This window comes from Pandoraea sp. CB10b_02 (genome assembly GCF_002216225.1).
GTDB classification, from domain to species: domain Bacteria; phylum Pseudomonadota; class Gammaproteobacteria; order Burkholderiales; family Burkholderiaceae; genus Pandoraea; species Pandoraea nosoerga.
This window is the reverse complement of the sequence record NZ_NJGW02000006.1, coordinates 121,959-147,695: the sequence shown is the minus strand read 5'-3', so window position 1 is coordinate 147,695 and position 25,737 is coordinate 121,959. Positions and strand designations below refer to the sequence as shown.

Annotated in this window: 24 protein-coding genes, 1 tRNA gene and 1 pseudogene; 19 read left to right on the top strand and 7 right to left on the bottom strand. The window is 67.6% G+C overall.

What is annotated here, in order from left to right:
• Positions 1-92: 92 nt before the first annotated feature.
• Together CDN36_RS08680 and dprA are read right to left on the bottom strand one after the other, a co-directional pair.
• Positions 93-593, bottom strand: a complete 501-nt coding sequence (locus tag CDN36_RS08680) for a thioredoxin family protein (protein WP_502920349.1) — start codon at positions 591-593, stop codon at positions 93-95.
• An 83-nt stretch (positions 594-676) separates the two neighbouring features.
• Positions 677-2,191, bottom strand: coding sequence for a DNA-processing protein DprA (gene dprA, locus CDN36_RS08675; protein ID WP_287496502.1), 1,515 nt, complete (start codon positions 2,189-2,191; stop codon positions 677-679).
• 53 nt (positions 2,192-2,244) lie between these two features.
• Between dprA and def the strand changes: the two genes are divergently transcribed.
• The 16 genes and pseudogenes from def (at position 2,245) to CDN36_RS08595 (ending at position 16,501) form a co-directional block, all read left to right on the top strand.
• A complete protein-coding gene (gene def / locus CDN36_RS08670; RefSeq protein ID WP_150555372.1) occupies positions 2,245-2,748 on the top strand; it encodes a peptide deformylase in 504 nt (167 codons plus the stop codon).
• Positions 2,749-2,888: 140 nt separating this feature from the next.
• Positions 2,889-4,610 (top strand): ArnT family glycosyltransferase, encoded by a 1,722-nt coding sequence (locus tag CDN36_RS08665; protein WP_287496501.1) that lies wholly within the window; start codon positions 2,889-2,891, stop codon positions 4,608-4,610.
• A gap of 61 nt (positions 4,611-4,671) precedes the next feature.
• Entirely contained in the window at positions 4,672-5,655 is a 984-nt protein-coding gene (gene fmt / locus CDN36_RS08660; protein ID WP_287496500.1) for a methionyl-tRNA formyltransferase, read from the top strand.
• A gap of 12 nt (positions 5,656-5,667) precedes the next feature.
• The gene (locus CDN36_RS08655; RefSeq protein WP_287496499.1) at positions 5,668-5,805 is read left to right on the top strand and encodes a hypothetical protein; all 138 of its coding nucleotides are present in this window, start codon (positions 5,668-5,670) and stop codon (positions 5,803-5,805) included.
• Between the two features lie 63 nt (positions 5,806-5,868).
• Entirely contained in the window at positions 5,869-6,729 is an 861-nt protein-coding gene (gene htpX, locus CDN36_RS08650) for a zinc metalloprotease HtpX (RefSeq protein ID WP_150555369.1), read from the top strand.
• Between the two features lie 192 nt (positions 6,730-6,921).
• The gene (rsmB, locus tag CDN36_RS08645; protein WP_287496498.1) at positions 6,922-8,235 is read left to right on the top strand and encodes a 16S rRNA (cytosine(967)-C(5))-methyltransferase RsmB; all 1,314 of its coding nucleotides are present in this window, start codon (positions 6,922-6,924) and stop codon (positions 8,233-8,235) included.
• Positions 8,232-8,834 (top strand): annotated as a pseudogene (locus CDN36_RS08640) (DUF4390 domain-containing protein); the annotation flags it as partial. The gene rsmB and the pseudogene CDN36_RS08640, both read left to right, overlap by 4 nt.
• A gap of 361 nt (positions 8,835-9,195) precedes the next feature.
• Positions 9,196-11,481 (top strand): sensor histidine kinase, encoded by a 2,286-nt coding sequence (locus CDN36_RS08635; protein ID WP_287496556.1) that lies wholly within the window; start codon positions 9,196-9,198, stop codon positions 11,479-11,481.
• The gene (locus tag CDN36_RS08630) at positions 11,482-12,222 is read left to right on the top strand and encodes a response regulator (protein WP_287496497.1); all 741 of its coding nucleotides are present in this window, start codon (positions 11,482-11,484) and stop codon (positions 12,220-12,222) included. It begins immediately after the preceding gene.
• Between the two features lie 141 nt (positions 12,223-12,363).
• A tRNA-Phe gene (locus CDN36_RS08625) sits at positions 12,364-12,439 on the top strand.
• 216 nt (positions 12,440-12,655) lie between these two features.
• On the top strand, positions 12,656-13,387 hold the full coding sequence (gene queC / locus CDN36_RS08620) for a 7-cyano-7-deazaguanine synthase QueC (RefSeq protein ID WP_287496496.1): 732 nt from the start codon (positions 12,656-12,658) through the stop codon (positions 13,385-13,387).
• A gap of 22 nt (positions 13,388-13,409) precedes the next feature.
• On the top strand, positions 13,410-14,045 hold the full coding sequence (gene queE, locus CDN36_RS08615) for a 7-carboxy-7-deazaguanine synthase (RefSeq protein WP_150555363.1): 636 nt from the start codon (positions 13,410-13,412) through the stop codon (positions 14,043-14,045).
• Positions 14,046-14,057: 12 nt separating this feature from the next.
• Positions 14,058-14,498 carry a 6-carboxytetrahydropterin synthase QueD gene (gene queD, locus CDN36_RS08610; protein ID WP_420874503.1) on the top strand — a complete coding sequence of 147 codons (441 nt, stop codon included), beginning with the start codon at positions 14,058-14,060 and terminating at the stop codon, positions 14,496-14,498.
• A 200-nt stretch (positions 14,499-14,698) separates the two neighbouring features.
• Positions 14,699-15,157, top strand: a complete 459-nt coding sequence (locus tag CDN36_RS08605) for a hypothetical protein (protein WP_287496495.1) — start codon at positions 14,699-14,701, stop codon at positions 15,155-15,157.
• Between the two features lie 71 nt (positions 15,158-15,228).
• Positions 15,229-15,651 carry a DsrE family protein gene (locus CDN36_RS08600; protein WP_150555360.1) on the top strand — a complete coding sequence of 141 codons (423 nt, stop codon included), beginning with the start codon at positions 15,229-15,231 and terminating at the stop codon, positions 15,649-15,651.
• Positions 15,652-15,778: 127 nt separating this feature from the next.
• Positions 15,779-16,501 carry a tetratricopeptide repeat protein gene (locus CDN36_RS08595; RefSeq protein WP_241014098.1) on the top strand — a complete coding sequence of 241 codons (723 nt, stop codon included), beginning with the start codon at positions 15,779-15,781 and terminating at the stop codon, positions 16,499-16,501.
• A 39-nt stretch (positions 16,502-16,540) separates the two neighbouring features.
• On the opposite strand, the gene rodA is transcribed toward CDN36_RS08595, so the two are convergent.
• From rodA to CDN36_RS08570, 5 genes are all read right to left on the bottom strand, one after another.
• Positions 16,541-17,689, bottom strand: a complete 1,149-nt coding sequence (gene rodA / locus CDN36_RS08590; RefSeq protein WP_150555515.1) for a rod shape-determining protein RodA — start codon at positions 17,687-17,689, stop codon at positions 16,541-16,543.
• Positions 17,689-19,914: a penicillin-binding protein 2 gene (gene mrdA / locus CDN36_RS08585; RefSeq protein WP_287496494.1), complete on the bottom strand. Its 2,226-nt coding sequence runs from the start codon at positions 19,912-19,914 to the stop codon at positions 17,689-17,691. The genes rodA and mrdA overlap by 1 nt, the downstream gene beginning before the upstream one ends.
• A 43-nt stretch (positions 19,915-19,957) precedes the next feature.
• A complete protein-coding gene (mreD, locus tag CDN36_RS08580) occupies positions 19,958-20,470 on the bottom strand; it encodes a rod shape-determining protein MreD (protein WP_150557491.1) in 513 nt (170 codons plus the stop codon).
• Positions 20,471-20,479: 9 nt separating this feature from the next.
• Positions 20,480-21,448: a rod shape-determining protein MreC gene (mreC, locus tag CDN36_RS08575; RefSeq protein WP_150557490.1), complete on the bottom strand. Its 969-nt coding sequence runs from the start codon at positions 21,446-21,448 to the stop codon at positions 20,480-20,482.
• Between the two features lie 196 nt (positions 21,449-21,644).
• Positions 21,645-22,688 (bottom strand): rod shape-determining protein, encoded by a 1,044-nt coding sequence (locus tag CDN36_RS08570; RefSeq protein WP_010805637.1) that lies wholly within the window; start codon positions 22,686-22,688, stop codon positions 21,645-21,647.
• A gap of 549 nt (positions 22,689-23,237) precedes the next feature.
• On the opposite strand from CDN36_RS08570, the gene gatC reads away from it, so the two are divergent.
• From gatC to CDN36_RS08555, 3 genes are all read left to right on the top strand, one after another.
• Positions 23,238-23,537: an Asp-tRNA(Asn)/Glu-tRNA(Gln) amidotransferase subunit GatC gene (gene gatC / locus CDN36_RS08565; protein ID WP_150557489.1), complete on the top strand. Its 300-nt coding sequence runs from the start codon at positions 23,238-23,240 to the stop codon at positions 23,535-23,537.
• Positions 23,538-23,631: 94 nt separating this feature from the next.
• Positions 23,632-25,122: an Asp-tRNA(Asn)/Glu-tRNA(Gln) amidotransferase subunit GatA gene (gatA, locus tag CDN36_RS08560; RefSeq protein ID WP_150557488.1), complete on the top strand. Its 1,491-nt coding sequence runs from the start codon at positions 23,632-23,634 to the stop codon at positions 25,120-25,122.
• A gap of 44 nt (positions 25,123-25,166) precedes the next feature.
• On the top strand, positions 25,167-25,622 hold the full coding sequence (locus tag CDN36_RS08555; protein ID WP_150557494.1) for a hypothetical protein: 456 nt from the start codon (positions 25,167-25,169) through the stop codon (positions 25,620-25,622).
• Positions 25,623-25,737 lie beyond the last annotated feature (115 nt).

Here is a 25,737-nt window from a genome sequence, read left to right as displayed (position 1 = left end):
GGCAAGGCCGTGCGCCGCCCGGAGGCACCCGTCCGAGCAGACGTTGCGCGCGCGGGCTCGCCACGCGCGAAGGCGGCCCGGCGCGGCCGCGCTCAGCCGAGCAGATGCTCGCGCAGTGCGGGAGCGGCGACGGTGGCGTCGCCCAGCACGCGGGCGTCGAGCATGCGCTCCAGCACCCCGCTGGCCGGCAGCACCGGCCCGAAGAACCGGGCGTGTCGGGCGTGCTGATCGGCGTCCTGCACCAGAATGGTCGGAAAGTTCTCGATGTCGTGATCGTCGAGCCAGTCGGCGTGCGTCTCGATGTCCACCCAGACGAAACACAGTTCGGGATGTTTCGCAGCCAACTGTTCCAGCGTCTCCCGGTATTCGCGGCACGTGCCGCACCACGCCGCACACAGGCAGGCCACGAGGCGCGTAGTGCCATCGGCCAGCACGGCGGCCAGCGCGGATCGGTCGGCGACGGGATCAAGAACGGGCATGGTGTCTGTGGTGTCGTTTCGTGCGGCGTTGGGTGTCCGGCGTCCGGTGTCGGGCGCTGGGCGTTGGGCTGGCGGTGCGTTGCGGCGCCGTTGCTGGCCTCGGTCGCCGATCATCGATCACCGATCGCATCGCTCGCCGACGGTCGGGCCGGCGGTGGCCGGCAGCAGCCCCCCGCGTCGCGACTCCCTTCGCGCGCTCAGGCCTGCCGCCCGTCGAGCCGGGCAAACCGGCCGCCCGGTACGCGAACGACCTGTCCGCCGAGTTCGAGCCGCCCGAGTTGCGCGAGCACCTGGGCCACCGGCAAGCCGGTGCGCTCGCACAGAGCGTCGGCGCTGACCGGATCATAACCCAGCGCTTCGAGAACCGCCGAGGCCGCCGGCGACATCATGCTGGCATGGACCCCCGGCGGGCTCGATGCGTTCCCGGCGGGCGGGGCGAGGTTGGCGGGGGCCACGGGGGCCACGGGGGCGGCGGTACGCCCGAGGTCGTGGGCGTCACGCCGGTTGCTGCGCCGCGCGGGCCGGAGCGCGCCCGCCCGCGCTTCGCTCACTACGCCTGCCGCACCGGTCGACGGCGGTTCGACGCCCAGGGCCTCGAGAATGTCGTCGGGCGAGGTGGCGAGTATGGCGCCGTCGCGAATCAGCGCGTGGCACCCCCGGCTTTGCGGCGCGTGAATGGAGCCGGGCACGGCCAGAACGTCGCGCCCCAGTTCGCCGGCCAGCCGCGCGGTGATGAGCGAGCCGGATTGCGTGGCCGCCTCGACCACCACGGTGCAGCGGGCGAGCGCTGCAATCAGGCGGTTGCGTTGTGGAAAATGTTCGGGCCGGGGCGGCGTGCCGATCGGGAAAGCGGAGATGACGAGGCCGCGCTCGGCGATGCGTGCCGCCAGCTCGCCGTGCCGGGCCGGATAGACGATGTCGGCGCCGGTGCCGACGACCGCGCATGTGCCGCCCGCGGTCTGCGCGGCGCCTTCGTGGGCCGCCGCGTCGATGCCGGCGGCCAGGCCGGAGACCACGGTCACGCCGGCGTCGCCCAGCGCGCGGGCGAAATGCCGGGCGTTCTCCCGCCCTTGCGGCGTGGCCCGGCGGCTGCCGACGATGGCCACCGCCGTCGCGAGGGCGCGGTTGGGCAGGCAAGCGTCGCCGCGGCAATAGAGAATGGGCGGCGCGTCGCCCATCGCCAGCAGCGCGTGAGGGTAGGCGGACTCGCAGAACGTGACCACCGCACAGCCGGGCTGGCTCGCCCACTCGAGCGTGCGGGCGATCTGCCCGTCGAGCTGCGCCGACGCCGGTGCAAGCAGCCGCGCCACCAGTGGCGCCGGGAGAATGCTGCCAAGCCGCGCGGCGGATGTCCCGAAGATGGCTTCCGGGGGGCCGAAGACCGTCAGCAGGCGACGTACCGCGGCGGCCGAGATGCCGGGCGTGTGGCAAAGCCGAAGCCAGTTCTTGATTTCCGCGCGGCTTGCCCCGATGTGTGGCGTGTCGGGCGCGGCGCGCGCGTGCGCATCGACGTTCGGCCCGCTCTGCGTCTCGGTGGGCGCGCCGCCGGGATCCCCGCCGGGCAAGGCCGGCGAGGCGGGAGCGCCCGTGCCGCGCGCCAGCGGGAGCCGGGGCGCTATGTTAAAATTTTTCATTATCCGGTAAGCATTGACCGGGGGGCCAGGGCTGGCAGAACCGGCGGCGCGGATATCGCGACGCAGCAGCCATTCCACGATTGTGTAATCGCGGCCCACGCGAGGCAATGCGGCGAATTCCCGTTTTCATCATGGCATTACTGACAATTCTTCAATATCCCGATCCGCGTCTGCACAAGGTCGCCAAGCCCGTGGCCGAGGTCGACGACCGGATCCGCCAGCTCGTCAAGGACATGGCGGAGACCATGTACGACGCGCCCGGCATCGGTCTTGCCGCCACGCAGGTCGACGTGCACGAGCAGGTCATCGTGATGGACCTCTCGGAGACGCGCGACGAACTGCGCGTCTTCATCAACCCGAAGATCGTCTGGCGCAGCGACGAGCAGAAAGTCTACGAAGAGGGCTGCCTCTCGGTGCCCGGCGTCTATGACGAAGTCGAGCGCGCCGATCGCGTGCGCGTGCGTGCGCTCAACGAAAAGGGCGAGGAGTTCGAACTGGAAGCCGACGGCCTGCTCGCCGTGTGCATCCAGCACGAGATGGATCACCTCAAGGGCCGCGTGTTCGTGGAATATCTCTCGCCGCTCAAGCGCAACCGCATCAAGCAGAAGATGAAAAAGCAGGCCGTGCGCGCCTGATGCCGGGGGCGCGCCGCGTGGGCGCGTCCGGTAAAACCCTCTATACTTGCAGCGCTCGCGGACCTTGCGTCCGCTTTCTGCCGCTGCGACGGGGCGTCTCGAACGTCTGCCGTCGGGCCAATTCCCGACCGTTTGCCGAGATGTCCATCGCCATTTCCTCGTCGTCGTCCCGCACCCGCACGATCTATTGGCTGAGTGCCGCACTGCTGTTCGCCTTCCTGCTGGCGGGGCTGTTCGACCGCGACCCCTGGAAAGCCGACGAACCGTATTCCGTCGGCATGGTGCTCAACTTCTTCCGCGGCCACGACCTGATCGTGCCGCATGTGGCGGCCGACCCGTTCGTCGAGAAGCCGCCTGTCATGTACTGGACGGGGGCGATCTTCGCGCGGCTCACCGCGGGCGTGCTGCCGGTCTTCGACGGCGCGCAGCTCGCCGTGCTCGCCTGGCTCGTGGTGGCGGCGCTGTGCGTGGGGCGTCTCGCGCAACGCCTGTATGGTTCGCAGTACGGCTCGCAGAACGGGCACGATACCGAGACCTTCCAATGGCTCGCGCCGATGCTCATGGTCGGCAGCTTCGGCGCCATCGAAAACATTCACAAGCTCACGGCCGACGTGCCGCAACTGGCCGGCGCCGCGCTGGCTCTCGCCGCGCTCGCGCGTCTGGCGCGCGCGGAGAATTCCGCACGGCTGTGGGGGTGGCTCTTCGGTACGGGCGCGGGCATTGCGTTCCTCAGCAAGGGGCTGCTCGTGCCCGGCGTGCTCGGTCTCACGGCGCTGGCCGTGCTCGCCGTGCCCGCCTACCGCACGCGCCGCTATGGCGCCGCGCTCGCGTGGGCGGTGCTCGCCGCACTGCCGTGGCTCATCGTGTGGCCGGTGCTGTTCTGGCATGCTTCCGAGCCGCTTTTCGTCGAATGGTTCTGGGACAACAACTTCGGCCGCTTCTTCGGCTTCGTTCATCTGGGCGGCGAGCGCAAGTCGTACTGGAACGACCTCACGAGCCTCGTCGGACTGACGTTCCCGGCCGGATGGCTCGCGCTCGGCGCGCTGATCGCGCAACTGCGCGACGGCGGCGTGCGACGCTTCGCGAGCGCGCGTCCCGAGCTCGCCATGCTGTGGCTGTACGTGGTGCTGTTCGTGCTCACGCTCGTCGTGTCGTCGGCCATTCGCGACATCTACATGCTCTCGCTGTTTCCCGCGATCGCGGTGCTCGGCGCGGGCGTGCGCCTGCCGGCGTGGCTGGAGAAGGCGTGGTCCGGCGTCGCGCTCGTGCTCATGAGCGTGCTCGGTCTGTTCCTGTGGGTGCGCTGGGGGCTGCAACTGAGCGGTAACGGTCACGTGGCGGCCGGGCCGATCGGCAAATGGCTGCCGCTCGACTACGTCCTGCCATTCTCGCCGGGCCTTGTGCTCGCGGCGGTGGGCATTGCGGCGCTGTGGGGAACGGCCATCGTCTGGCGCCGGCAGCTGGGCGCGCTGGTGTTCGGTTTCGCCGGGCTGCTGTTCGTGTGGGGCACGCTCTCGACGCTGCTGCTGCCCTGGGTGAACGAGGCGCGCAGCTATCGCACGCCGTTCGCGGCGCTGCATGCGGCGCTCGCGCGCAACGCGCCGCTTGCGGCCGGCGCCTGCGTGGGCTCGTTCAATGTGGGCGAGTCGGAGCGCGCCATGCTCGACTATTTCATCGATTTGCGTCCGGTACAGCTGCCCGATCTCGCGCAGGCTTCGCGCTGCGGCGCGCTGCTCGTGCTGGACAAGGCCGGCGCGCGCGTCGACGCGCCGCACGGCTGGCGCGAGATCTGGCAGGGCGGGCGCGCGGGCGACACCAACGAGCGCTTCCGCGCGTTCGTCGCACCGGGCGCCGGGCGCTGAGCCGGGACGCGGCAAGCCCGGGCCCGTCCCGTCCAGTCACAGCGTTAGCAGGAGGAAGTTCATGACGCTTCGCATCGTTTTCGCCGGCACGCCGGAGTTCGCGCAGACCGCGCTCGCCGCCATCGACGCCGCAGGTTTTTCCGTTGAGTTGGTGCTTACTCAACCCGATCGTCCCGCAGGGCGGGGCATGAAACTGCAGGCCAGCCCAGTCAAACGCTATGCGCAGGCTCACGGGATGCCGGTCGCGCAGCCGCCATCGCTGCGTCGCGGCGGCAAGTATCCCGAGGCGGCCGTGGCGGCCATCGAGCAGTTGCGCGCGCTCGCGCCTGACGTGATGGTGGTGGCCGCCTACGGCCTGATCCTGCCGCAGGAAGTGCTCGACTTGCCGCGCCACGGGTGCCTGAACATCCACGGCTCGCTGCTGCCTCGATGGCGCGGGGCTGCGCCCATTCACCGCGCCATCGAGGCCGGCGACGCCGAGACCGGCATCACGATCATGCAGATGGACGCGGGGCTCGACACCGGCGCGATGATCCTGCGCGAAGCGATGCCGATTGCCGAGGACGACACCACGGCCACCTTGCACGATCGTATGGCGACGCTTGGCGGCAAGCTGATCGTCGACGCCCTGCGGCAGCTCGCGCGCGACGGCCGGCTGAGCGCCGAACCCCAGCCCGACGTCGGCGTGACGTATGCCGAGAAAATCGCCAAGCACGAAGCGGTGCTCGACTGGACCCGGTCTGCCGCGACGCTCTCGCGCCAGGTGCGCGCCTTCGATCCGTTTCCCGGGGCGCTGGGTACGGTGCACGACACGCCGGTGAAGCTATGGCGCGCAAGTCCCGTGGCCGGCAAGCCGGGGGCCGCGCCGGGCACCGTGCTGGAAGTGAGCGCTGACGCAATCGTCATCGCGTGCGGCGACGGCGCGCTGCGCGTGACGCAATGCCAGAAGCCCGGCGGCAAACGGCTCGCGGTGCGGGAATTTCTCGCCGGCTTCACGCTCGCACCGGGCGATGTGTTCGCGTCCGCCGGCGCACGGGACCGATGATCGCCGCGCGCCATGCCGATTTCGCGCCACAAAATGGTGCGCAAACCGCGCAAAACGTCGGTGAAATCGACGGCAACCGGATGGAAACGTCCGAAAAACATCGAAATGGGCGGGATCGCCGTTGAATTTTCGTCGGCCGCCGCCATCTAACGCCCGAGGACACGCGCTGTGCGTGCATTCCTCGAGTCATCAGGATTTGCAGAGGAGAACACCATGTTCAATTGGATGAAGACCACCCTGCTGATGGCGGCCATCACCGCGTTGTTCATGGTGGTCGGCGGCATGATCGGCGGCCGGCAGGGCATGATGCTCGCGCTGGCGTTCGCGCTCGCGATGAATTTCTTTTCGTACTGGTTCTCGGACAAGATGGTGCTGCGCATGTACAACGCGCAGCAGGTCGACGAGACGAGCGCGCCGCAGTTCTACAACATGGTGCGCGAGCTTTCGCAGCGGGCCGGGTTGCCGATGCCCAAGGTGTACCTCATCAACGAGGACGCACCCAACGCGTTCGCCACGGGGCGCAATCCCGAAAATGCCGCCGTGGCGGCCACGACCGGCATCCTGCGCGTGCTGTCGGACCGCGAGTTGCGCGGTGTGATGGCGCATGAGCTCGCGCACGTCAAGCATCGCGACATTCTCATCTCGACGATTTCCGCCACGATGGCCGGCGCGATTTCCGCGCTCGCGAACTTCGCGATGTTCTTCGGCGGACGCGACGAGAACGGCCGTCCGGCGAACCCGATCGCGAGCATTGCCGTGGCGATTCTCGCGCCGCTGGCCGCGTCGCTCATCCAGATGGCGATTTCGCGGGCGCGCGAGTTCGAAGCCGACCGGGGCGGCGCGGAGATCTCCGGCGACCCGCAGGCGCTCGCGATGGCGCTCGACAAGATTCACCGCTACGCGCAGGGCATTCCGTTCGAGGCCGCCGAGCAGCACCCGGCCACCGCGCAGATGATGATCATGAACCCGCTCTCGGGCGGCACGATCGCGAACCTGTTCTCGACGCACCCCGCGACCGAAGAGCGTATCGCACGACTGATGGAGATGGCGCGCACCGGCCAGTATCCGGTCTGACGCGGCGCTCGCCGCGGCCGTCCCGGGTAACGGCGCCGTCGAAGTGAGGACTTGCCTCGCCTGAGGCGGCGCTCGAAAACCGGACGGCGCCTCGCCGGGCCGACGCGCGACAGTCTGCTATCCTGTCGCCCGACAGCCGTCCGATAGCCCCCATGCCCGCCGTCGCGCGGGCATGTTTGTTTGTAGAAAGCCATGCCGCAACCGAGCCTGCCCTCCGAATCCCTGGCCTATGCGCTGCAGCGCGCCGCGCAAGCCCTCGAAGCCGTCCAGAAGGGCACCGCGTTGCCGCAGGCGCTGGCGCAAGCCACCGCGCAGTGCCCGCCCGCCGTGCGCGCCGCCGTGCAGGATCTGGCCTATCGCGCCGTGCGGCGCCTGGGCAGCAGCCGCGCATTGCTTGCCCTGCTCGTCAAGCCGGCGCTGCAGGCCCGCGTGCGCGACATCCTGTTGTGCGCGCTCGCGCTGCTGCAGGACGACGCCAAAGATGCTGCGTACACCGAATTTACCGTCGTCGATCAGGCCGTCGAGGCCATTGCCGCCCAGCGCCGCACCGTGGCGGCGAAGGGGCTGGCCAACGCCGTGCTGCGGCGCTTTTTGCGCGAGCGCGAGGCGCTCATGGCCGAGATCGCCCGGCAGCCGCAGGCGCGCTGGAATTACCCGACATGGTGGATCGACACGGTGCGCGAGGCGTATCCGGACCGATGGGAGACGTTGCTCGCCGCAGGCGAGAGCCGTGGACCGATGACGCTGCGCGTGAATACCCGCCGCATCAGCGTGGCGGCCATGAAGGCGTGCCTGGAGGTCGCCGGCATGGCGGCGGAGGTCATCGGCCCGGTAGCGCTGCGGCTTGCGCATGCCGTGCCGGTGGAACGCCTGCCGGGGTTCGCCGAGGGTTGGGTGTCCGTGCAGGACGCCGGCGCACAGCTCGCCGCGCCCCTCGTGCTCGGCGAGAACCCGCGTGCGGGCATGCGCGTGCTGGACGCCTGCGCCGCGCCGGGCGGCAAGACCGGTCACCTGCTCGAGATGGCCGACGTGCACGTCACGGCGCTCGAGTCGGATCGCACGCGTGTGCCGCGCATCTACGAAAACCTCGAGCGGCTCGGATTGAGCGCCGACGTGCGCATCGGCGACGCGGGCAACCCGTCGAAGTGGTCCGGCGGCGGGTGGGACGGCGTGCCGTTCGACCGTATTCTGGCCGACGTGCCATGTTCGGCGGCGGGCATCGTGCGGCGTCATCCGGACATTCGCTGGCTGCGCCGGGCGGCCGACATCGACGCGCTCGTGCAGGAGCAGCGCCGCATTCTGCTGGCGCTGTGGGACACGCTCGCCGTGGGCGGCGAACTGGTCTATGCCACGTGTTCCGTCTTCCCCGCGGAAAATGAAGCGCAAGCGCAATGGTTTGAACGTGTTCGCACAGATGCGGTACGATTGGACGCTCCCGGGCAATTGCTGATGACCCCTGGCGGCGCCCACGACGGCTTCTATTACGCTCGCTTCCAGAAACGGTGACTTTCTCCCAACGGCTACTGGCTTGTCTGCTGCCGCTGCTGCTGGGCGCACTTGCGCTCGGCTTTGCAGGCTCCGCGCGCGCCGACAACGAAATTCAGGTGCGCGAAGCCCGGCTCGAACCCGCCGACGGCGGCTGGTCGCTGGACGCGCGCTTCGCGTTCGAGCTCAACAGCAGCCTCGAAGACGCCGTCAACCGCGGCATCTCGCTCTATTTCACCACCGACTTCGAACTTACCCGCTCGCGCTGGTATTGGTTCGACGAGAAGGTTGTCTCCACGTCGCAGAGCGTGCGGTTGTGGTTCCAGCCGCTCACGCGCCAGTATCGTGTCTCCAGCAATAACGGCAACAGCAGCAACGGCGGCCTGCAATTGGGCTTCGGTTCGCTGCGCGAAGCGCTGGCGCTCGTGCGCAACGTGAGCGGCTGGCGCGTCATCGACAAGGGCGTGGTCAAGCCGGGCACGCAGTACCAGGCATCCGTGCGCATGCGGCTCGACAACGCGCTCATGCCCAAGCCGTTCCAGATCGACGCCGTCAACAACCGTGACTGGAACCTGAGCTCCGACTGGGCGCGCTTCATGTTCTCGCCCTCGCAGTCCGCCGCCGCGGCGAACACGCCGGTCAGGACCGCCATGGCCGCCATGACCGCCGCAACCGCCACGACTGCCACGACTGCCACGGCGGTGGCCTCGGCGGCTGCCGCGAGCCATGCGAGTCCGCCGGGTTCGGCGGATTCAGCGGATTCGGCGGCAGGCACCGCGGTGAACCTGCTGCCGGCCGACACTTGGGCGCGAGGCGCCATGTCGGGGCTGACGGCTACGGCTACGGCCGCCGCCGTGGGCGCGCGTTCGACCGGCAGCCTGCCGCTCGCCTACAGCGCGGCCCTGCTGCCTGGAGCCGCCCGTGTCAAATAATGGCGGCGGCCTGCTCAAGCGCATCGTCATTCGCACGCTGATCGTCACGATGGCGCTCGTCGCCATCGGATTGTTCGGTCTGCTCGCACTTGCCTCGGCCAACACCGAATTCTTCGATCGCTACTATTCGCTGCTCTATACGGCCAACATCGCGGTCGCGATCATCTTCGTCTTCATCGTCGGCGCGCTCGTCTGGATCATTCTCGTGCGGCTGCGCCAGCGCCGTTTCGGCACGCGCCTGCTCGCCAAGCTCGCGATCTTCTTCGCGCTGGTCGGCGTGCTGCCGGGCGGCATCATCTATCTGGTGTCGCTGCAGTTCGTCTCGCGCAGCATCGAATCATGGTTCGACGTGCGCGTGGAGACCGCGCTCGACTCCGGGCTCGAACTCGGCCGCGCGATCCTGAACAACGGTCTGTCCGATCTGAGCGCCAAGGCGCAGCTCGTCGCCGATAACCTGACCGCCAGCGGCGACAAGGGCGCTACGCTCACCTTGCTGCGCATGCGCGATCAGTTCGGTTTGCAGGACGCGACCATCGTTGACGGCAATGGCCGGGTGCTGGCGTCCGCCTCGGGCAACTTCAACGCGCTCGTGCCCGATCTGCCCACGCCGCTGATGCTGCGTCAGGCGCGCGCGCAGTCGCGCGGCTACACCGCGATCGAAGGGGGCAGCGAGGGCTACGACAAGCACCAGGGCACCGATCAGCTGCGCTGGCGCGTGGTGATGCGCATACCGTCCGGCTTCTCGTCGTCGCTGCAGGACGAAGAGCGGTTCCTGCAAGTCACGCAACTGGTGCCTGCCAACCTGGCGCAGAATGCGGAAGCGGTGCAGAGCGCCTATCGCGAATACCAGGAGAAGGCGCTCGGTCGCACCGGCCTGCGCAAGATGTACATCGGCACGCTCACGCTCTCGCTCTTTCTCGCCACGTTCGTGGCGATGATGCTCGCGCTTGCGCTGGGCAATCAGCTCGCGCGGCCGCTCTTTCTGCTCGCGCGCGGCACCCAGGAAGTCGCGGCGGGCGATCTTTCGCCCAAGGGCGAAGTGCGCACCAACGACGAACTGGGCTTCCTCACGCAGGCCTTCAACGCGATGACGCGCCAGCTCTCGGACGCGCGCGCGAGCGTCGAGCGCAATCGTCTGGCGCTGGAGAGTTCGAAGGCGCACCTCGAGAGTATCCTGTCGAGTCTGACGGCAGGCGTTTTCGTGTTCGATCGCGACTTCCGGCTGACGACGGCCAACGCGGGCGCCGAGCGCATCTTCAACCAGAGCTTCCAGGGCGAGCTCAACCGCTCGCCGGCGCATATTCCGGCGCTGGTGGAGTTCGGCGAGGTGCTGCGCCGCGCCTTTGCCGATCGCGACGCGAACGCCGACCTCGGCCCGGGCGGCCACTGGCAGCAACAGATCGGCCTCACGCTGCCGGGCGAGACCGACGCCGTGACCCTGCTCGTGCGCGGCTCGCATCTGCCCGAACCGATGGTCGCGGTGGCGGGCGTGCCCACGCGTGCCGGCGGCGGCTATGTGGTGGTGTTCGACGACATCAGCGACGTGATCTCCGCGCAGCGCTCGGTGGCGTGGGCCGAAGTCGCGCGCCGTCTCGCGCACGAGATCAAGAATCCGCTCACGCCGATTCAGCTCTCGGCCGAGCGTCTGCAGATGAAGCTCTCCGACAAGCTGCCGCCGGCAGACGCCGAAGTGCTGCGCAAGGGCGCCACGACCATCGTCAACCAGGTGGCGGCGATGAAGCGCATGGTCGACGACTTCCGCGACTATGCGCGATTGCCGCCCGCGATCATGCATCCGCTGCAGCTCAACGATCTGATCGGCGAGGTATTGACGCTCTACGGCGTCGATGAAGGGCGCGGCGCGATTCGTCCCTACCTCGACGCCGACCTGCCGGAGATTCGCGGCGACTCGACGCAATTGCGGCAGGTTATTCATAATCTGCTGCAGAATGCTCAAGATGCCGTGAGTGGAACCGAAAACCCTCTTATCACGGTGGAAACGAAGACAGTAGAATACGCAGGAACGGAGTCCGGCGAACCGAAGCGCACGGCAGTGCGTCTGACGGTCACGGACAACGGGCCCGGTTTCCCGGCACGCATTCTGACCCGCGCATTCGAGCCATACGTGACGACCAAGGCGAAGGGCACCGGACTCGGGCTGGCGATGGTCAAGAAGATCATCGACGAACACCAGGCACGCATCGACATTCGAAACCGGTCACTTCCCGAGGGCGAAGGCAGTGCAGGCGCACAGATTTCGATCTTGTTTACTCAATTGGCTGACGACCAGGACCTGTCGCGCAACAAGCCGGCAGAACACACGAAGGTAGCGTAAATGGCAACCATTTTGGTGGTGGACGACGAAATGGGGATCCGGGAGCTGCTCTCGGAGATTCTGAGCGACGAGGGGCATGTCGTGGAGGTGGCGGAGAACGCGCAGGAAGCGCGTGCCTATCGCGCCACCAACACGCCCGACCTCGTGCTGCTCGATATCTGGATGCCCGATACCGATGGCGTGACCTTGCTCAAGGAGTGGGCGGCGCAGCAGTTGCTGACCATGCCCGTGATCATGATGTCGGGCCACGCCACGATCGACACCGCCGTTGAGGCGACCAAGATCGGCGCGCTCAACTTTCTCGAGAAGCCCATTGCGCTGCAGAAGCTGCTGCAGGCGGTCGAGCAGGGGTTGGCGCGCGGCAAACGCGATGCGTCGGGCGGCGCCCCGAGCGCGTTCGATGCGGGCGACGAAGCGCTCGAAGCGGGCGTCTTCGGCGAGAGCGAGTCGCGTCACGCGGGCGCAGGCCTGAACGGCTCGGCGAGCCACCACGCCTCGCTCGGCGCGCACGACAACGAGGGCGGCGCGGCCGCCGCGGCCGTAGGCGCGTCGTCGGACATCTCGTTCGACGTGCCGCTGCGCGAGGCCCGCGACGCCTTCGAGCGCGCCTACTTCGCCTACCATCTGGCCAAGGAGCACGGCAGCATGACGCGTGTGGCCGAGAAGACCGGGTTGGAGCGCACGCACCTGTATCGCAAGCTCAAGCAACTCGGCGTGGAGCTGTCCAAGAGCAAGACCTGACGGCGATGGCCGCGAAGGGACGCACGCCGCCGCGCCCACGCGCCGACGCGGCCGCGCGCCTCGCGCCGCCGGTTTCCAGCAGGTTTTTTCGACAAAAAGCTTGCGCAAAGCGCATTCAGTCTCTATAATCGCTTCTCTCTTGGCCCGGTAGCTCAGTTGGTAGAGCAGCGGATTGAAAATCCGCGTGTCGTTGGTTCGATTCCGACCCAGGCCACCAAATTCGAAGGGCTTGCGCATCTCGCAAGCCCTTTTTGCGTTTGACCCAGAACGCGCTGCCCGATGGTGGGTATCACGTCCCGGCGATGGCGCCCGGACACATCGCGGTTCAAAATCGCGTGAGTTATCCCGCACGCAGGTTGCCCGGCGGCAACCACACACGCGTGCCCGGCCCCCGTCGCCCCGACGGCGAGGGCGATACTGCTAGCGCACGATCATGACGACAAGCACCGATTCCGCTCTCGTTCTGTTCTCCGGCGGACAGGATTCGACTACCTGCCTCGCGTGGGCGCTCTCGCGCTACGCGCGCGTGGAGACGCTGGGCTTCGACTACGGCCAGCGCCACAGCGTGGAGCTGGAGTGCCGCACCGACGTGCTCGCCAAGCTGCGCCAGCGCTTCGCGCAATGGGCGCCGCGTCTGGGTGACGACCACATGATCGACCTGTCGATCCTGGGGCAGATCAGCGAGACGTCGCTCACGCGCGAGACGACCATCGCGATGGCGGCAAACAACCTGCCGAATACCTTCGTACCGGGCCGGAACCTGCTGTTTCTGACGATCGGTGCGACCATTGCCTATCGGCGCGGGCTGCGCGTGCTCGTGGGCGGCATGTGCGAGACGGATTTTTCGGGCTATCCCGACTGCCGCGACGACACGATGAAGGCCCTGCAGGTGGCCCTCAACCTCGGCATGGACCAGCGCTTCATCATCGAGACGCCGCTCATGTGGATCGACAAGGCCGACACATGGCAGATGGCGCAGGATCTTGGCGGCGACACGCTCGTCGAGACCGTGCGTGAAGACACGCATACCTGTTATCTGGGCGAGCGCAGCGTGCTGCATCCGTGGGGCTACGGCTGCGGCGAATGCCCGGCGTGCCAGTTGCGCCAGCGCGGCTACGAGCAGTGGCGTGCGCGCGCCGGCGGCCAGGATCGCGGCGCGGCCTGACCCTTCGAGAATCGAGACCATCATGACGTACACGGTAAAGGAAATCTTCTACACCTTGCAGGGCGAGGGCGCGAACGCCGGACGCCCGGCGGTGTTCTGCCGGTTTGCAGGCTGCAACCTGTGGACCGGGCGTGAGGAGGACCGTGCCGAGGCCGTCTGCCAGTTCTGCGATACGGACTTCGTCGGCACCGACGGCGAGAACGGCGGCAAATTCCGTTCGCCGGCCGATCTCGTGGCCCGGATCGTGGCGCTGTGGCCCGCCGACGACCGTGCCAATCGCTTCGTCGTGTGCACGGGAGGCGAGCCGCTGCTGCAGCTCGACACGCCGCTCATCGACGCGCTTCACGCCGAGGGCTTCCGTATCGCCGTGGAGACGAACGGCACGCAGGCCGTGCCCGACGGCATCGACTGGGTGTGCGTGAGCCCGAAGGCCGACGCGCCGCTCATCGTCACGCGTGGCGACGAACTCAAGGTCGTGGTGCCGCAGGATCGTCAACGTCTGGCCGAGTACGAGACGCTCGACTTCTCGCATTTCTATCTGCAGCCGATGGACGGTCCGCTGCGCGACATCAACACGAAGCTGGCCATCGACTATTGCAAGGCGCATCCGCGCTGGTCGCTGTCGATGCAAACGCACAAATACCTGAACATTCCCTGAGCCGTTGCCGTGATTACGATTACCCGGAAACTCGAATTCGACGCGGGCCACCGCATACCCGATCACCGAAGCCAGTGCCGCAATCTGCACGGGCATCGCTATGTGCTGGAAATTACGCTCGCCGGCGAGGTGAGCCGTGAGAGCGGCGCGTCGGACAACGGCATGGTGATGGACTTCGCCGACGTGAAGGCGCTTGCCAACGAGCATCTCGTGTCGGTGTGGGACCACGCGTTTCTCGTCTATGAAGGCGACACGGCCGTGCGCACGTTCCTCGAGACGATGCCGGACCACAAGACGGTGGTGTTCGATCGCGTGCCGACCGTCGAGAATCTGGCCGCCGCGGCATTCGAAAAGCTGAGCGGCGTGTTCGACGCGCACTATGGCCGCGATCTGCGACTCGTGCGCCTGCGTCTGTACGAGACCCCCAACTGCTGGGCCGAAGTCACGGCCTGATGCGGTGCCGGCCAGGCCGGCCGCCGGTGCAACGACCGCTCGGCCGCGCCACGCCGGCCGCCTCTTGCTGGGAGCGAGCCCAGAACCGCCCGATTTCGATACTTCGCACCTGAAGTCGACGCCCTGCGTCGGGCCGATGACCGAAAGTGGCAACCCGCCAGACCCCGCGTTTTGGCGGGTTTTTCATTTTCGGAGGGGGTATGACACGAATTTCAGCGTCCAACGGCATTGTCGCGCTCGACGATTCGACACACGTTCGCATCACCCGAATTCACCGCGTGGGTTCGCACGAAGCCCTGCCCATGCTCGAGGGCGTCGCGAACGGCCCCCCTGCCGGCCGCGCAGTGGGGGCATCTTGCGCATCGCGGGCAGGCCCGTCGGGCGCCGCGCGCGAAGCGTTCGGGGACGATCTGCGCGCGGTGCGGCCGCTCGCCGAGTCGAAGTCCCGAAGCCCGCTGCTCGACGTTGCGCCGCCGTCGTCACCGGGCGCCGACGACCCGCCGCCCCCGTATTCGCCGCCAGGGACGAGCGCTCCGTATCTGCCCGCGAGTCCGCCGCCGCCCTATTCGCGGAGTTCGCAGGATTCGCCGGGCGAGATGCACGAGGCGCCACCGATCTATCTGCCGCCGGGCGTCGACGGCTTGTCGGGCGAGACCTGACGCCGGGGCATTTGCGTCTCTGGCGCGCTATGATGCGGACTGCACAACGCAACTAACAGGGGACTCCTCACATGAAGATGCTGCTGCGCGGCCTGTTGACCGCATTCCTGTTCTCCGCTTTTGCACTGCCCGCCACGTCCGCGTTCGCGCGCGACCAGGTCGTGTATCACATCAACGATGCCGAGCATCAGGCGCTTGCCGCGCTGCGCAACATCCGCAATCAGCTCGACACCGTGCCCGACAGCGACATCGTGGTCGTCGCCCATTCACAGGGCGTCGATTTCCTGATGGAGAACTACAAGGACGCCGCAACGGTAGGACCGCTGATCTCGGCGCTGCACGCGCGCGGCGTCAAGTTCGAGGTGTGCGAGATCACGCTCAAGCAGCGCAACTTCAAGAAGGATCAATTCGTGCTCGACGCCGATTTCACACCGTCCGGCGTGGTCGAACTCACGCGCTTGCAGCAAAAGGGCTACGCGTACATCAAGCCGTAAGCCCGTTCGATGCGAGCACCGCCAGACCCCGGCCGCGCGCCGGGGTTTTTCGTTGCCGCAGACGGCCGGACCGCGGGCATTTCCCGTTTGGCGCACAATACGCGAGTGCTCGCTTCGGAGGTGCGCCATGTCGATGCCTTTCGCCGTGCGCCGGCTCATGGCCGGATCGGCCGTCACGCTCGTGAGCGTGGCGTGCCAGCCCACACCGTGCGCCCTCGCCGCCGCGCCGGCGCCGGCCCAGGCCCTCACCGACGAGGCCGTGCATCACTACGAGGCCGGCCAGCAGACGCAGGCGCTCGACGAATTCCGCCGCGCCGCCGAGCAGGGCAACCGGCTGGCGCAGTTCGACTACGCCATGATGCTGCTCAATGGAGAGGGCGTCGCCCCCGATCCGCGCGGCGCCGTGCAATGGCTCGAGCGCGCGGCCAACGCCGGCATGTCGCAGGCGCAATACGTCTACGGCAAGATGTTCGACGACGGCTATGTCGTCGACAAGTCGATTTCGCAGGCCAATCGCTGGTACGAAAAGGCAGCGAAGCAGGGGCACGTGCAGGCGCAGGCGGCCATCGCCAACGAGTACTTCATCGGACGCGGCGTACCGCGCGACTACAGGATCGCCTTCGGCTGGTACGAGAAAGCCGCGCAGGGCGGCGACCTGCCGTCGCAGTACATCGTGGCGAGCTATTACGAGCGCGGCTATGGTGTGGTCACGCCGGACCCGCAGCGTGCACGGCGCTGGTATGAAAAAGCGGCCGCGCAGGGTGACGTGGCCGCTCAGGGAAAGCTCGAAGCAATGAATCGCGAGCGTGCCTTGCCGCCGGCAGCGGCGTCCGCGCCAGCCGGACGGTAGCGGAACGATACTCGAACGATACTCGAATGACAGGGGCCGCTAGCTCTGCATGAGCCGCTTCTCGCGTGCCACGCTCATCAGAATGCCAACGCCGAGGCCGAGCGTTACGAGCGCCGTGCCGCCGTAGCTCATGAACGGCAGCGGCACGCCGACCACCGGCAGGATGCCGCTGACCATGCCCATGTTCACGAAGGCGTAGGTGAAGAAAATCATGGTGACAGCGCCCGCGAGCAGCCGTCCGAACAGCGTCGCGCCGCTTGCCGCGATCATCAGCCCGCGCGCCACGAGCAGCAGATACAGCACGAGCAGCACGCCCTCGCCAACCAGCCCGAACTCTTCGGCGAAGACCGCGAAGATGAAGTCGGTGTGCTTTTCCGGAATGAATTCGAGGTGCGCCTGCGTGCCCTTGAGCCAGCCCTTGCCCATGGTGCCGCCCGAGCCGATCGCGATCACCGACTGGATCGTGTGGAAACCCTTGCCCAGCGGGTCCGAAGTCGGGTCGAGCAGCGTGCACACGCGGTGCTTCTGATAGTCGTGCAGGATGTGCCATTCGACGTCCGGCTGACAGATCCTGTCCTCGAGCGCGAGGATCGTGCCGATGCCGAGCACGCCGGCAATGAGCACCGGCAGGATCAGCTTCCAAGACAGCCCCGCCAGATAGATCACGTACAGGCCGGCCGCGGCCACCAGCAAGCCGGTGCCGAGGTCGGGCTGCTTGGCGATCAGCCCGACGGGCACGCCGAGCAGCGCGAGCGCCGCGAGATAGTCGTACCAGCGGATATTGCCCTCGCGCTTCTGGAAGTACCACGCAAGCATCAGCGGCATGGCAATCTTCATGATCTCGGACGGCTGGATCACCATGCCGACGTTCAGCCAGCGCTTCGCGCCCTTCTTCGTCAGGCCGAACATCGCGACCGCGACGAGTAGCGCGACACCGGCCGTGTAGAGCGGCACCGCAAACTTCATGAGCGTCTGCGTGGGCAGCATGGCGAGCACCCACATCAGCATGAACGTGAGCACGATGTTGCGGATCTGGTCTTCCACGCGGCCCGGCACGTCGATGCTGGCGCTGTAGAGCGTGACCAGACCCACGCACAGCAGCAGGAAGACGATCAGCGCGAGCGGTTTGTCGAAGGCGACGAACAGGCGCTTGACCTGCTCTTTCCACGTATGTTTGTCGAGCGCCATCATGGCGTTCCTCCTTGCGCGCGGATGGCGGCGCGATGGCGGGCTTCGTCGGCGACGGTCGGGCTCACGGCGGGCTGGCGCTGCGGGGCATTCGGCGCTTTCGGCGCGGAGCCGCCGGCCCCCCCCGCCGCTCCCTGTGCCGGCGCGACGCCCGCGGCCGAGGCCTTGCCGTCGCCGGCACGCGCGGCCGGCGCGGTGGCGGCCATGCGCGCGCCAAGCTCGGCGGCGCTCGCGGGCGGCGCATCGGGCGCCGCGGAAACCCCGGCGACGGCGCCTGAGGCCGCACCGGGCGCGGACGCCGCCTGCAGCGCCGCGGCTTCGGCCGCGCGCTCCTTCGGTTCGTCGATGAGGTAGTAGTCGAGCAGACGGCGCGCCACCGGACCGGCCTGCGCGCCGCCCCAGCCGGCGTTCTCGACGATCAGCGCGAGCGCGATCTTCGGGTCGTCCGCCGGCGCGAAGGCGATGAACAGCGCGTGATCGCGCTTGAACTCGGGAATCGCGTTGTGGTTGTACTTCTCGTTCTTGCCGAGCGAGTAGACCTGCGCCGTGCCGGTCTTGCCGCCCGCCTCGTATGGCGCGCCGGCGAACGCCTGACGGCCCGTGCCTTCCTTGATCACGCCGACCATCGCGCGTTTGACGAAATCGACGTCCGCCTGCTTGTACGGCAGACGGGCGCTTTCGTGCGGCACGGTGAGCTGGCGCGAATGCGTGACGGGATCCTCGACGGCCTTCACCAGGTGGGGCTTCATCACCACGCCGTTATTGGCGAGCGTGGCCGTGGCGTGCGCGAGCTGCAGGATCGTGAACGAGTTGTAACCCTGGCCGATGCCCAGGCTGATCGTCTCGCCGTCGTACCACTTCTGCTGCGCGGGCTTCTTGTAGGCCTTGCGCTTCCATTCGGTCGAGGGCAGGATGCCGCGCGCCTCGCCCTCGATGTCGATGCCCGTGAGCTGGCCGAAGCCGAGCGGCGCCATGAAGTCGTGGATCGCGTTCACGCCGAGGTCGTGCGCGAGCATGTAGTAATACGTGTCGTTCGAGACCACGATCGAGCGATACATGTCGATCCAGCCCTGACCGTTGCGCACGTCGTTGCGGAACGTGTGGTTGCCCAGCGTGAACGAGCCCGTGTCCTGGAAGCCCCAGTTCGTCGTGCGTTTGCCCAGTTCGAGCGCGGCGAGCGCCATGAACGGCTTGTACGTCGAGCCGATCGGATACGTGCCGCGCAGCGGCCGGTTGAGCAGCGGCCGGTCGGGCGAGTTGTTGAGGGCGTCCCAGTTCTGCTGGTCGATGCCTTCGACGAACAGGTTCGGGTCGAAGCTCGGCGCCGACACGAACGCCAGCACGTCGCCCGTCTTCGGCTCGATGGCCACGACCGCGCCGCGCCGTCCGGCGAATGCCTGCTCGGCCACCTGCTGGAGCTTGATGTCGATCGACAGCACGAGGTTGTCGCCCGGCGTGGCCGGCGTGCGCGAGATCGTGCGCACCGGGCGTCCGCCCGCGGTGACTTCGATTTCCTCGAAGCCGGTGATGCCGTGCAACTGCGTCTCGTAACTCTGCTCGACACCGATCTTGCCGATGTAGTCGGTGCCCTTGTAATTGTTGGCGTCGCGCCGGATGTCGTACTTCGCGCTGTCGCTGTCGTTTTCCTCGCTCATCGCCTCGATGCGCTGGCGATCGCGCTGCGAGATGCGGCCGATATAGCCGATCACGTGCGCGGCCGTCTCGCCGAGCGGATATTGCCGGAACAGGCGTGCGTGCACGTCCACGCCGGGGAAGCGGAAACGCTGTGCGGTAAAGCGCGCGACTTCCTCGTCGGTGAGGCGCGTGCGGATCGGCAGGCTCTCGAAGCTCTTGCTGTCGTCCATGAGCTTCTTGAAGCGGGCGCGATCGCGCGGCGTGATCTCGATCACGTCGGACAGATCGGTGATCAGGTCCTCGAGCGGACGACCGATCTTCGACGGCGTGATCTCCAGCGTGTAGGCGGAATAGTTGCGCGCGAGCACCACGCCGTTGCGGTCCATGATCACGCCCCGGTTGGGCACGATGGGCGCGAGCGACACGCGGTTTTCGTCGGCTTGCAGCGCGTACTGGTTGTGGCGGAAGACCTGGAGGTAGACGAATCGCACGGCGAGCAGGCTGAAGCAGATCAGCACGAAAAGCGCGGCCGCCGTCACCCGCAGATGAAACGTCTGCAGTTGTTGCTGGGGATTCTTGAACTCGGTCATGCGGGCGGGCTCGGTGGCGCGAGACGGGCGGGCGGCGGGCCCGTCAGATCGGGCGCGTGTCGTCTCGGTCGACGGCGCGCTTTTGTGGCGCCAGCAGCAGGATGCTGATCACCGGCCAGAGTACGGCTTCGACGAAGCTCGCCGCGAGCGGCCACCAGCCCGGGAACGCCGCGCCCGTGGCCAGGCGGATGATGAACGGCACCACGTGCGCGAGCAGCAGCAGCGGCAGCACCGTGAGCGCCTGGCCGAGCAGGGTGAAGAACAGCACCCGGCGGTGAATCATGATCGCGCCGTAGGACAGCAGCGTGTAGGCGAGCGCGTGCTCGCCGAGCAGGCCGGCGTTGTGCACGTCCATGAGCAACCCGACGAGGAACGCCACGCCCATGCCGACCTTGCGCGGCTGGTGGATGTTCCAGAACATGAGCACCAGCGCGACGAAGTCGGGCATGGCAGGCGCGTGGCCCCACGGCATCAGGTTCACCAGAAACGCCACCACGAGACTGAGCGTGATGAAGTACGGATTGACCGGCAGCAGAATGTATTGCGGTCGTGACATGTCGATTCCTCAGTGGCCTTTCCTGGCGGCCGGTGCACGCTTCGGATCGGCGCGGTTGCCGCCCTTCTGGCCGGGCTTCTCGCCGCTCGCGGCCGGATCGGAGGCGCGCGCGAGGTCGGCGGCGGCGTCCGGGTGCAGGGCAAGCGGCGTGGTGTATTGCAGGACCAGCACCTGGCGCTGACTGCGCAGGTTGGCCACCGGCTGGCACAGGATGCGCGCGAACGCGGTGTCCGAGACGCGGTCGACCTTGGTGATGCGCGCCACCGGCAGGCCGGCCGGGTAGATGCCGTCCAGGCCGCTCGTGGCGATTTCGTCGCCGACCTTCACGTCGGCCGACAGCGGGATGAAGCGCAGGTCGAGCACGTCGCCGCGCAGCCCGCCGTAGATCACGCTGTGCACGCCGCTGCGCGTGACCTGCACGGGCACCGCCTGTTCGCGGTCGGTGAGCAGCGTCACTTCGCTTTGCAGCAGGAATACGCGCGAGACCTGGCCGAGCAGCCCCTGCTCGGTGACGACCGGCGCGCCGAGCTTCACGCCGTGCTTCGTGCCCCGGTCGATCACCACGCGCTGCGTGAACGGGTCGCGCGTATCGTATTCGATTTCGGCGGGAATGCTTGGCACCGGCAGCCGTTCGCGCAGCGAGAGCAGTTGACGCAGGTGCTCGTTTTCGTTGACCAGCTGGTTGTTGCGCTGTGCCTGCACCGAGAGTTCGAGATTGCGCTCGCGCAAAACGCGGTTCTCGGTGGTGAGCTGCGATTCGGTGGAAAAGAAGCTCGCGACCCCGAGTATGGCGTCGCGCGGCAGCAGCATGAGACGCTGCACCGGATAAAGGGCGGTGCCGACGACGGCGCGCACGCGCTCGAGCGTGTTGTAGTGCGAGTCGACCACGAGCAGGCCGATGGCGAGCGCGACGAAACAGATCAGCCGGGCCAACGCCGACGGACCCTGTTTGAACAGTGGCGGCGGACTGTACTGCATGGTGGGCCCTTCAGGGAAGCACGCGCAGCGAGGCGCTGCGGTGCGCGTGTGATATCAGTCGGGCGCGACGCTGCGGCGCGGTGGAAAGTGCGACGCGCCCAAGCGTGCGCGGGGTCTTGCTGCGTGGCCGGCCGCGCCGGGCGAGGTGTGGACGGGATTGCCCCACCGCGCCGGACGACGAACCACGCACGTTGGCTTACTCGTAGGAGAAGATGCTGCCGAGCTTGTCCATGCGCTCGAGTGCCATGCCCGAGCCGCGCACCACGCAGGTGAGCGGGTCTTCGGCGACGAGCACCGGCAGGCCGGTTTCTTCGGCGAGCAGACGATCGAGGTCGCGCAGCAGCGCGCCGCCGCCCGTGAGCATCATGCCGCGCTCGGCGATGTCGGCGCCCAACTCCGGCGGCGTCTGCTCCAGCGCGATCTTCACCGACGACACGATCTGGTTGAGCGGATCGGTCAGGGCTTCGAGGATTTCGTTGCTGGAAATGGTGAAGGCGCGCGGAATCCCTTCCGAGAGGTTGCGGCCCTTGACTTCCATTTCCTTGACTTCCGAGCCCGGGAAGGCCGAGCCGATTTCCTTCTTGATGGCCTCGGCGGTCTGCTCGCCGATCAGCATGCCGTAGTTGCGGCGGATGTAGTTCACGATGGCTTCGTCGAACTTGTCGCCGCCCACGCGCACCGAGCCCTTGTAGACGATGCCGCCCAGCGAGATCACGCCCACTTCGGTCGTGCCGCCGCCGATGTCGACGACCATGGAGCCCGTGGCTTCCGAGACCGGCAGGCCGGCGCCGATGGCGGCGGCCATCGGCTCTTCGATCAGGTAGACCTGCGAGGCGCCGGCGCCGTGCGCGGCTTCCTTGATGGCGCGGCGCTCGACCTGGGTCGAGCCGCACGGCACGCAGATAATGATGCGCGGCGACGGCGAGAACAGGCGCGACTCGTGCGCCATCTTGATGAACTGCTTGATCATCTGCTCGGTCACCGTGAAGTCGGCGATCACGCCGTCCTTCATCGGGCGGATGGCCTCGATGTTGCCCGGCACCTTGCCGAGCATCTGCTTGGCTTCCTTACCGACGGCCTGGATCGTCTTCTTGCCGCTCGGGCCACCTTCCTGGCGGATGGCGACGACCGACGGTTCGTCGAGGACGACGCCCTTGCCGCGCATGTAGATGAGGGTGTTGGCCGTGCCCAGATCGATGGCCAGGTCGTTGGAGAAGTAGCTGCGAAGAAAACCGAACATGCAAAATCCTGTGTTTGCGTGAGGCCGTCCCAAGGAATGTGACTGGGACGGCTGCCTGTCATCTGGGTTCCGGCCCGTTCGCAAAAAAATCGCCAGGCGCCAGGGGCGGCTCGCGAAACATGCGGACAAACCGAGGAATGCTGTACCGGGCAGGAGGCGGGGCTGCCGTCATAAATCCGTCGCGTCAGGGTCTTCCACTGGACTGCGCGATCGTCTGCCGCGCCTCCCGGACTCGCCGTGGCCCACCTGCGCGACAGCGGCGAAGGGTGTAAAAACACGCTCCGACGCAAATTTAATGCGCAATGATACCTTATAATTTCGCAGGTTTTGCAGGAAAAACGAGCACGTTGACACCACATTCGACACCCCCGCCGAACGCGCCGGGACCCTTGTGGCGCGGCGCGCCGACCGTCCTGCGCGGCCCGGTGTACGCAGCGAAACGGCAAGCGAATCGACATCCCTTCGCAGATTCGCCGCATTCTGTCCCTAATTTCAGCGACAGGCGTGCGTCCGGCCGCTTCCCCATGCGCATTTTTTCGGGATTTCTTCATGGCTTTGAATCTCTCAGACGTCAAACGCATCGCCCATCTCGCGCGTCTCGAGCTGGCCGACGACGAGGCGGCTCACATGGAAAAGGAGCTCAACGGCTTCTTCGCGCTCGTCGAGCAGATGCAGTCGGTCGACACGACGGACGTCGCGCCGCTTGCGCATCCGATCGAACAAATTCAGGCGGTCGCGCAGCGGCTGCGCGCCGATGCCGTGACGGAGCTCGTCGATCGCGAGGCCAACCAGCGCCCGGCGCCCGCCGTCCAGGACGGCCTCTACCTGGTACCGAAGGTCATCGAATGAGGCCGGCGCCGCGCCTCGCGCCCGTGCCGTCGCGCCACGTGCGACGCGCCTGCCGCGCCCCCCTCATGCCCTCACGCGCTCAATAGCAGCCACCATGGAACAAGATCTGATTCATTTGCAGGATTTGCGCGCCGCGCTCGACGCCAGGCGCGTCTCGAGCGTCGAGCTCACGCAGCACTACCTCGAGCGCATTGCCGGCGCCGCCGACCTGAACGCCTTCGTGCACGTCGACGCCGAAGCGAGCCTCGCGCAAGCGCGCGCGGCCGATGCGCGCATCGCCGCCGGTGAAGGCGCCACGCGCCCGCTGCTGGGCATCCCCGTGGCGCACAAGGACGTGTTCGTCACGCGCGGCTGGCGCAGCACGGCGGGCTCGCGCATGCTCGAGAACTACACAAGCCCGTTCGACGCCGCCGTGGTCGAGCGTCTGGCCGACGCCGGCATGGTCACGCTCGGCAAGACCAATATGGACGAGTTCGCGATGGGCTCGTCGAACGAGAACTCGCACTTCGGCCCGGTGAAGAACCCGTGGGACACGCGCGCCGTGCCCGGCGGCTCGTCGGGCGGCTCGGCCGCTGCCGTGGCAGCACGCCTCGCGCCGGTTGCCACCGGCACCGACACCGGCGGCTCGATTCGTCAGCCGGCAGCGTTTTGCGGTGTGACCGGCATCAAGCCGACTTACGGCCGCGTGTCGCGTTTCGGCATGATCGCGTTCGCCTCCTCGCTCGATCAGGGCGGCCCGTTCGGCCATAGCGCCGCGGACTGCGCCTGGATGCTCAACGGCATGGCCGGCTTCGATGCGCGCGACTCCACCAGCCTCGAGCGCGCCGACGAGGACTTCTCGCGCGGGCTCGGCAAGCCGCTCGACGGGGCCACCGCGGACAAGCCGCTCGCGGGCCTGCGCATCGGCCTGCCTGCCGAATACTTCGGTGAAGGGCTCGATGCCGACGTGCGTCAGGCCATCGACGATGCGCTCGCCGAATTCGAGAAGCTGGGCGCCGTGCGGGTGCCGGTGTCGCTGCCCAAGACCGAATTGTCGATTCCGGTGTATTACGTGCTGGCCCCGGCCGAAGCGTCGTCGAATCTGTCGCGCTTCGATGGCGTGCGCTACGGCCATCGCGCCGCCGAGTACCGCGATCTGCTCGACATGTACAAGAAGTCTCGCGCCGAGGGCTTCGGCACCGAGGTCAAGCGCCGCATTCTGGTGGGCACCTACGTGCTCTCGCATGGCTACTACGACGCCTACTACCTGAAGGCGCAGAAGATCCGCCGCCTGATCGCGCAGGACTTCCAGAACGCGTTCGCGCAGTGCGACGTGATCATGGGGCCGGTGGCGCCGTCGGTGGCGTGGAACCTCGGCGAGAAGAGCGCCGATCCGGTGCAGATGTATCTGGCCGACATCTACACGCTGTCGGTGAGCCTGGCCGGTCTGCCGGGCATGAGCCTGCCCGTGGGCACGGGACGCGACGCGCGCCCCGTGGGGCTGCAGATGATCGGCAACTACTTCGACGAAGCCCGCCTGCTGCAAGTGGCCGACGCGTTCCAGCGCGCCACGGACTGGCACCGGCGCGCGCCGGCGGGGCGCTGATCATGGCCCGCGCGCGCGTGACGACGTTGCCGGGCGGGGCGGCCATGGCCCGACTGACGGGCAGGGCGCTCGTGCTCGCCGGCCTGGCGCTCACGTTGGCGTCCTGCACCCTGCCGTTCAACCGGCCGACGCCCATTGCCTATCGCGAGATCAATCTGTCGGGCTACTGCTCGCAGACGGACGAGGACGGTTTTCGCGAACAGGCGACGCTCAGGGTCGCGGCCAACCAGGTGCAGACGCTGGACTGGCGCCTGTGGGTCGGCAATCGCGGCAGTTGCCACTTCAATCTGGCGGATTTCCACCAGACGCAGTGGCGCCCGAGCATCGAGCTGCGCGCGAACCGCGGCAACTGCAAGCTGCTGATCTGGCAGGATCCGGGCAACGTGACCATCGGGCACGCGAACTGCGAGTCGTATTGCACGCCGGGCATCTACGAAAACGCCTGGCCGGTGAGCTTCGATCCTCGCTCGGGCGTTTGCGCGGCGGATACCCGCCGGTAGGTGGCGGCCGCGGCAGCGGCAGCCCGCGCCGCAGGCGAGAACAGGAACACGCCGGTGGGTCGTCCGAACGGGTGGCGCGCCGGCGGCAAGGGCAGGGCGAGAGCGCCGTGCCGAC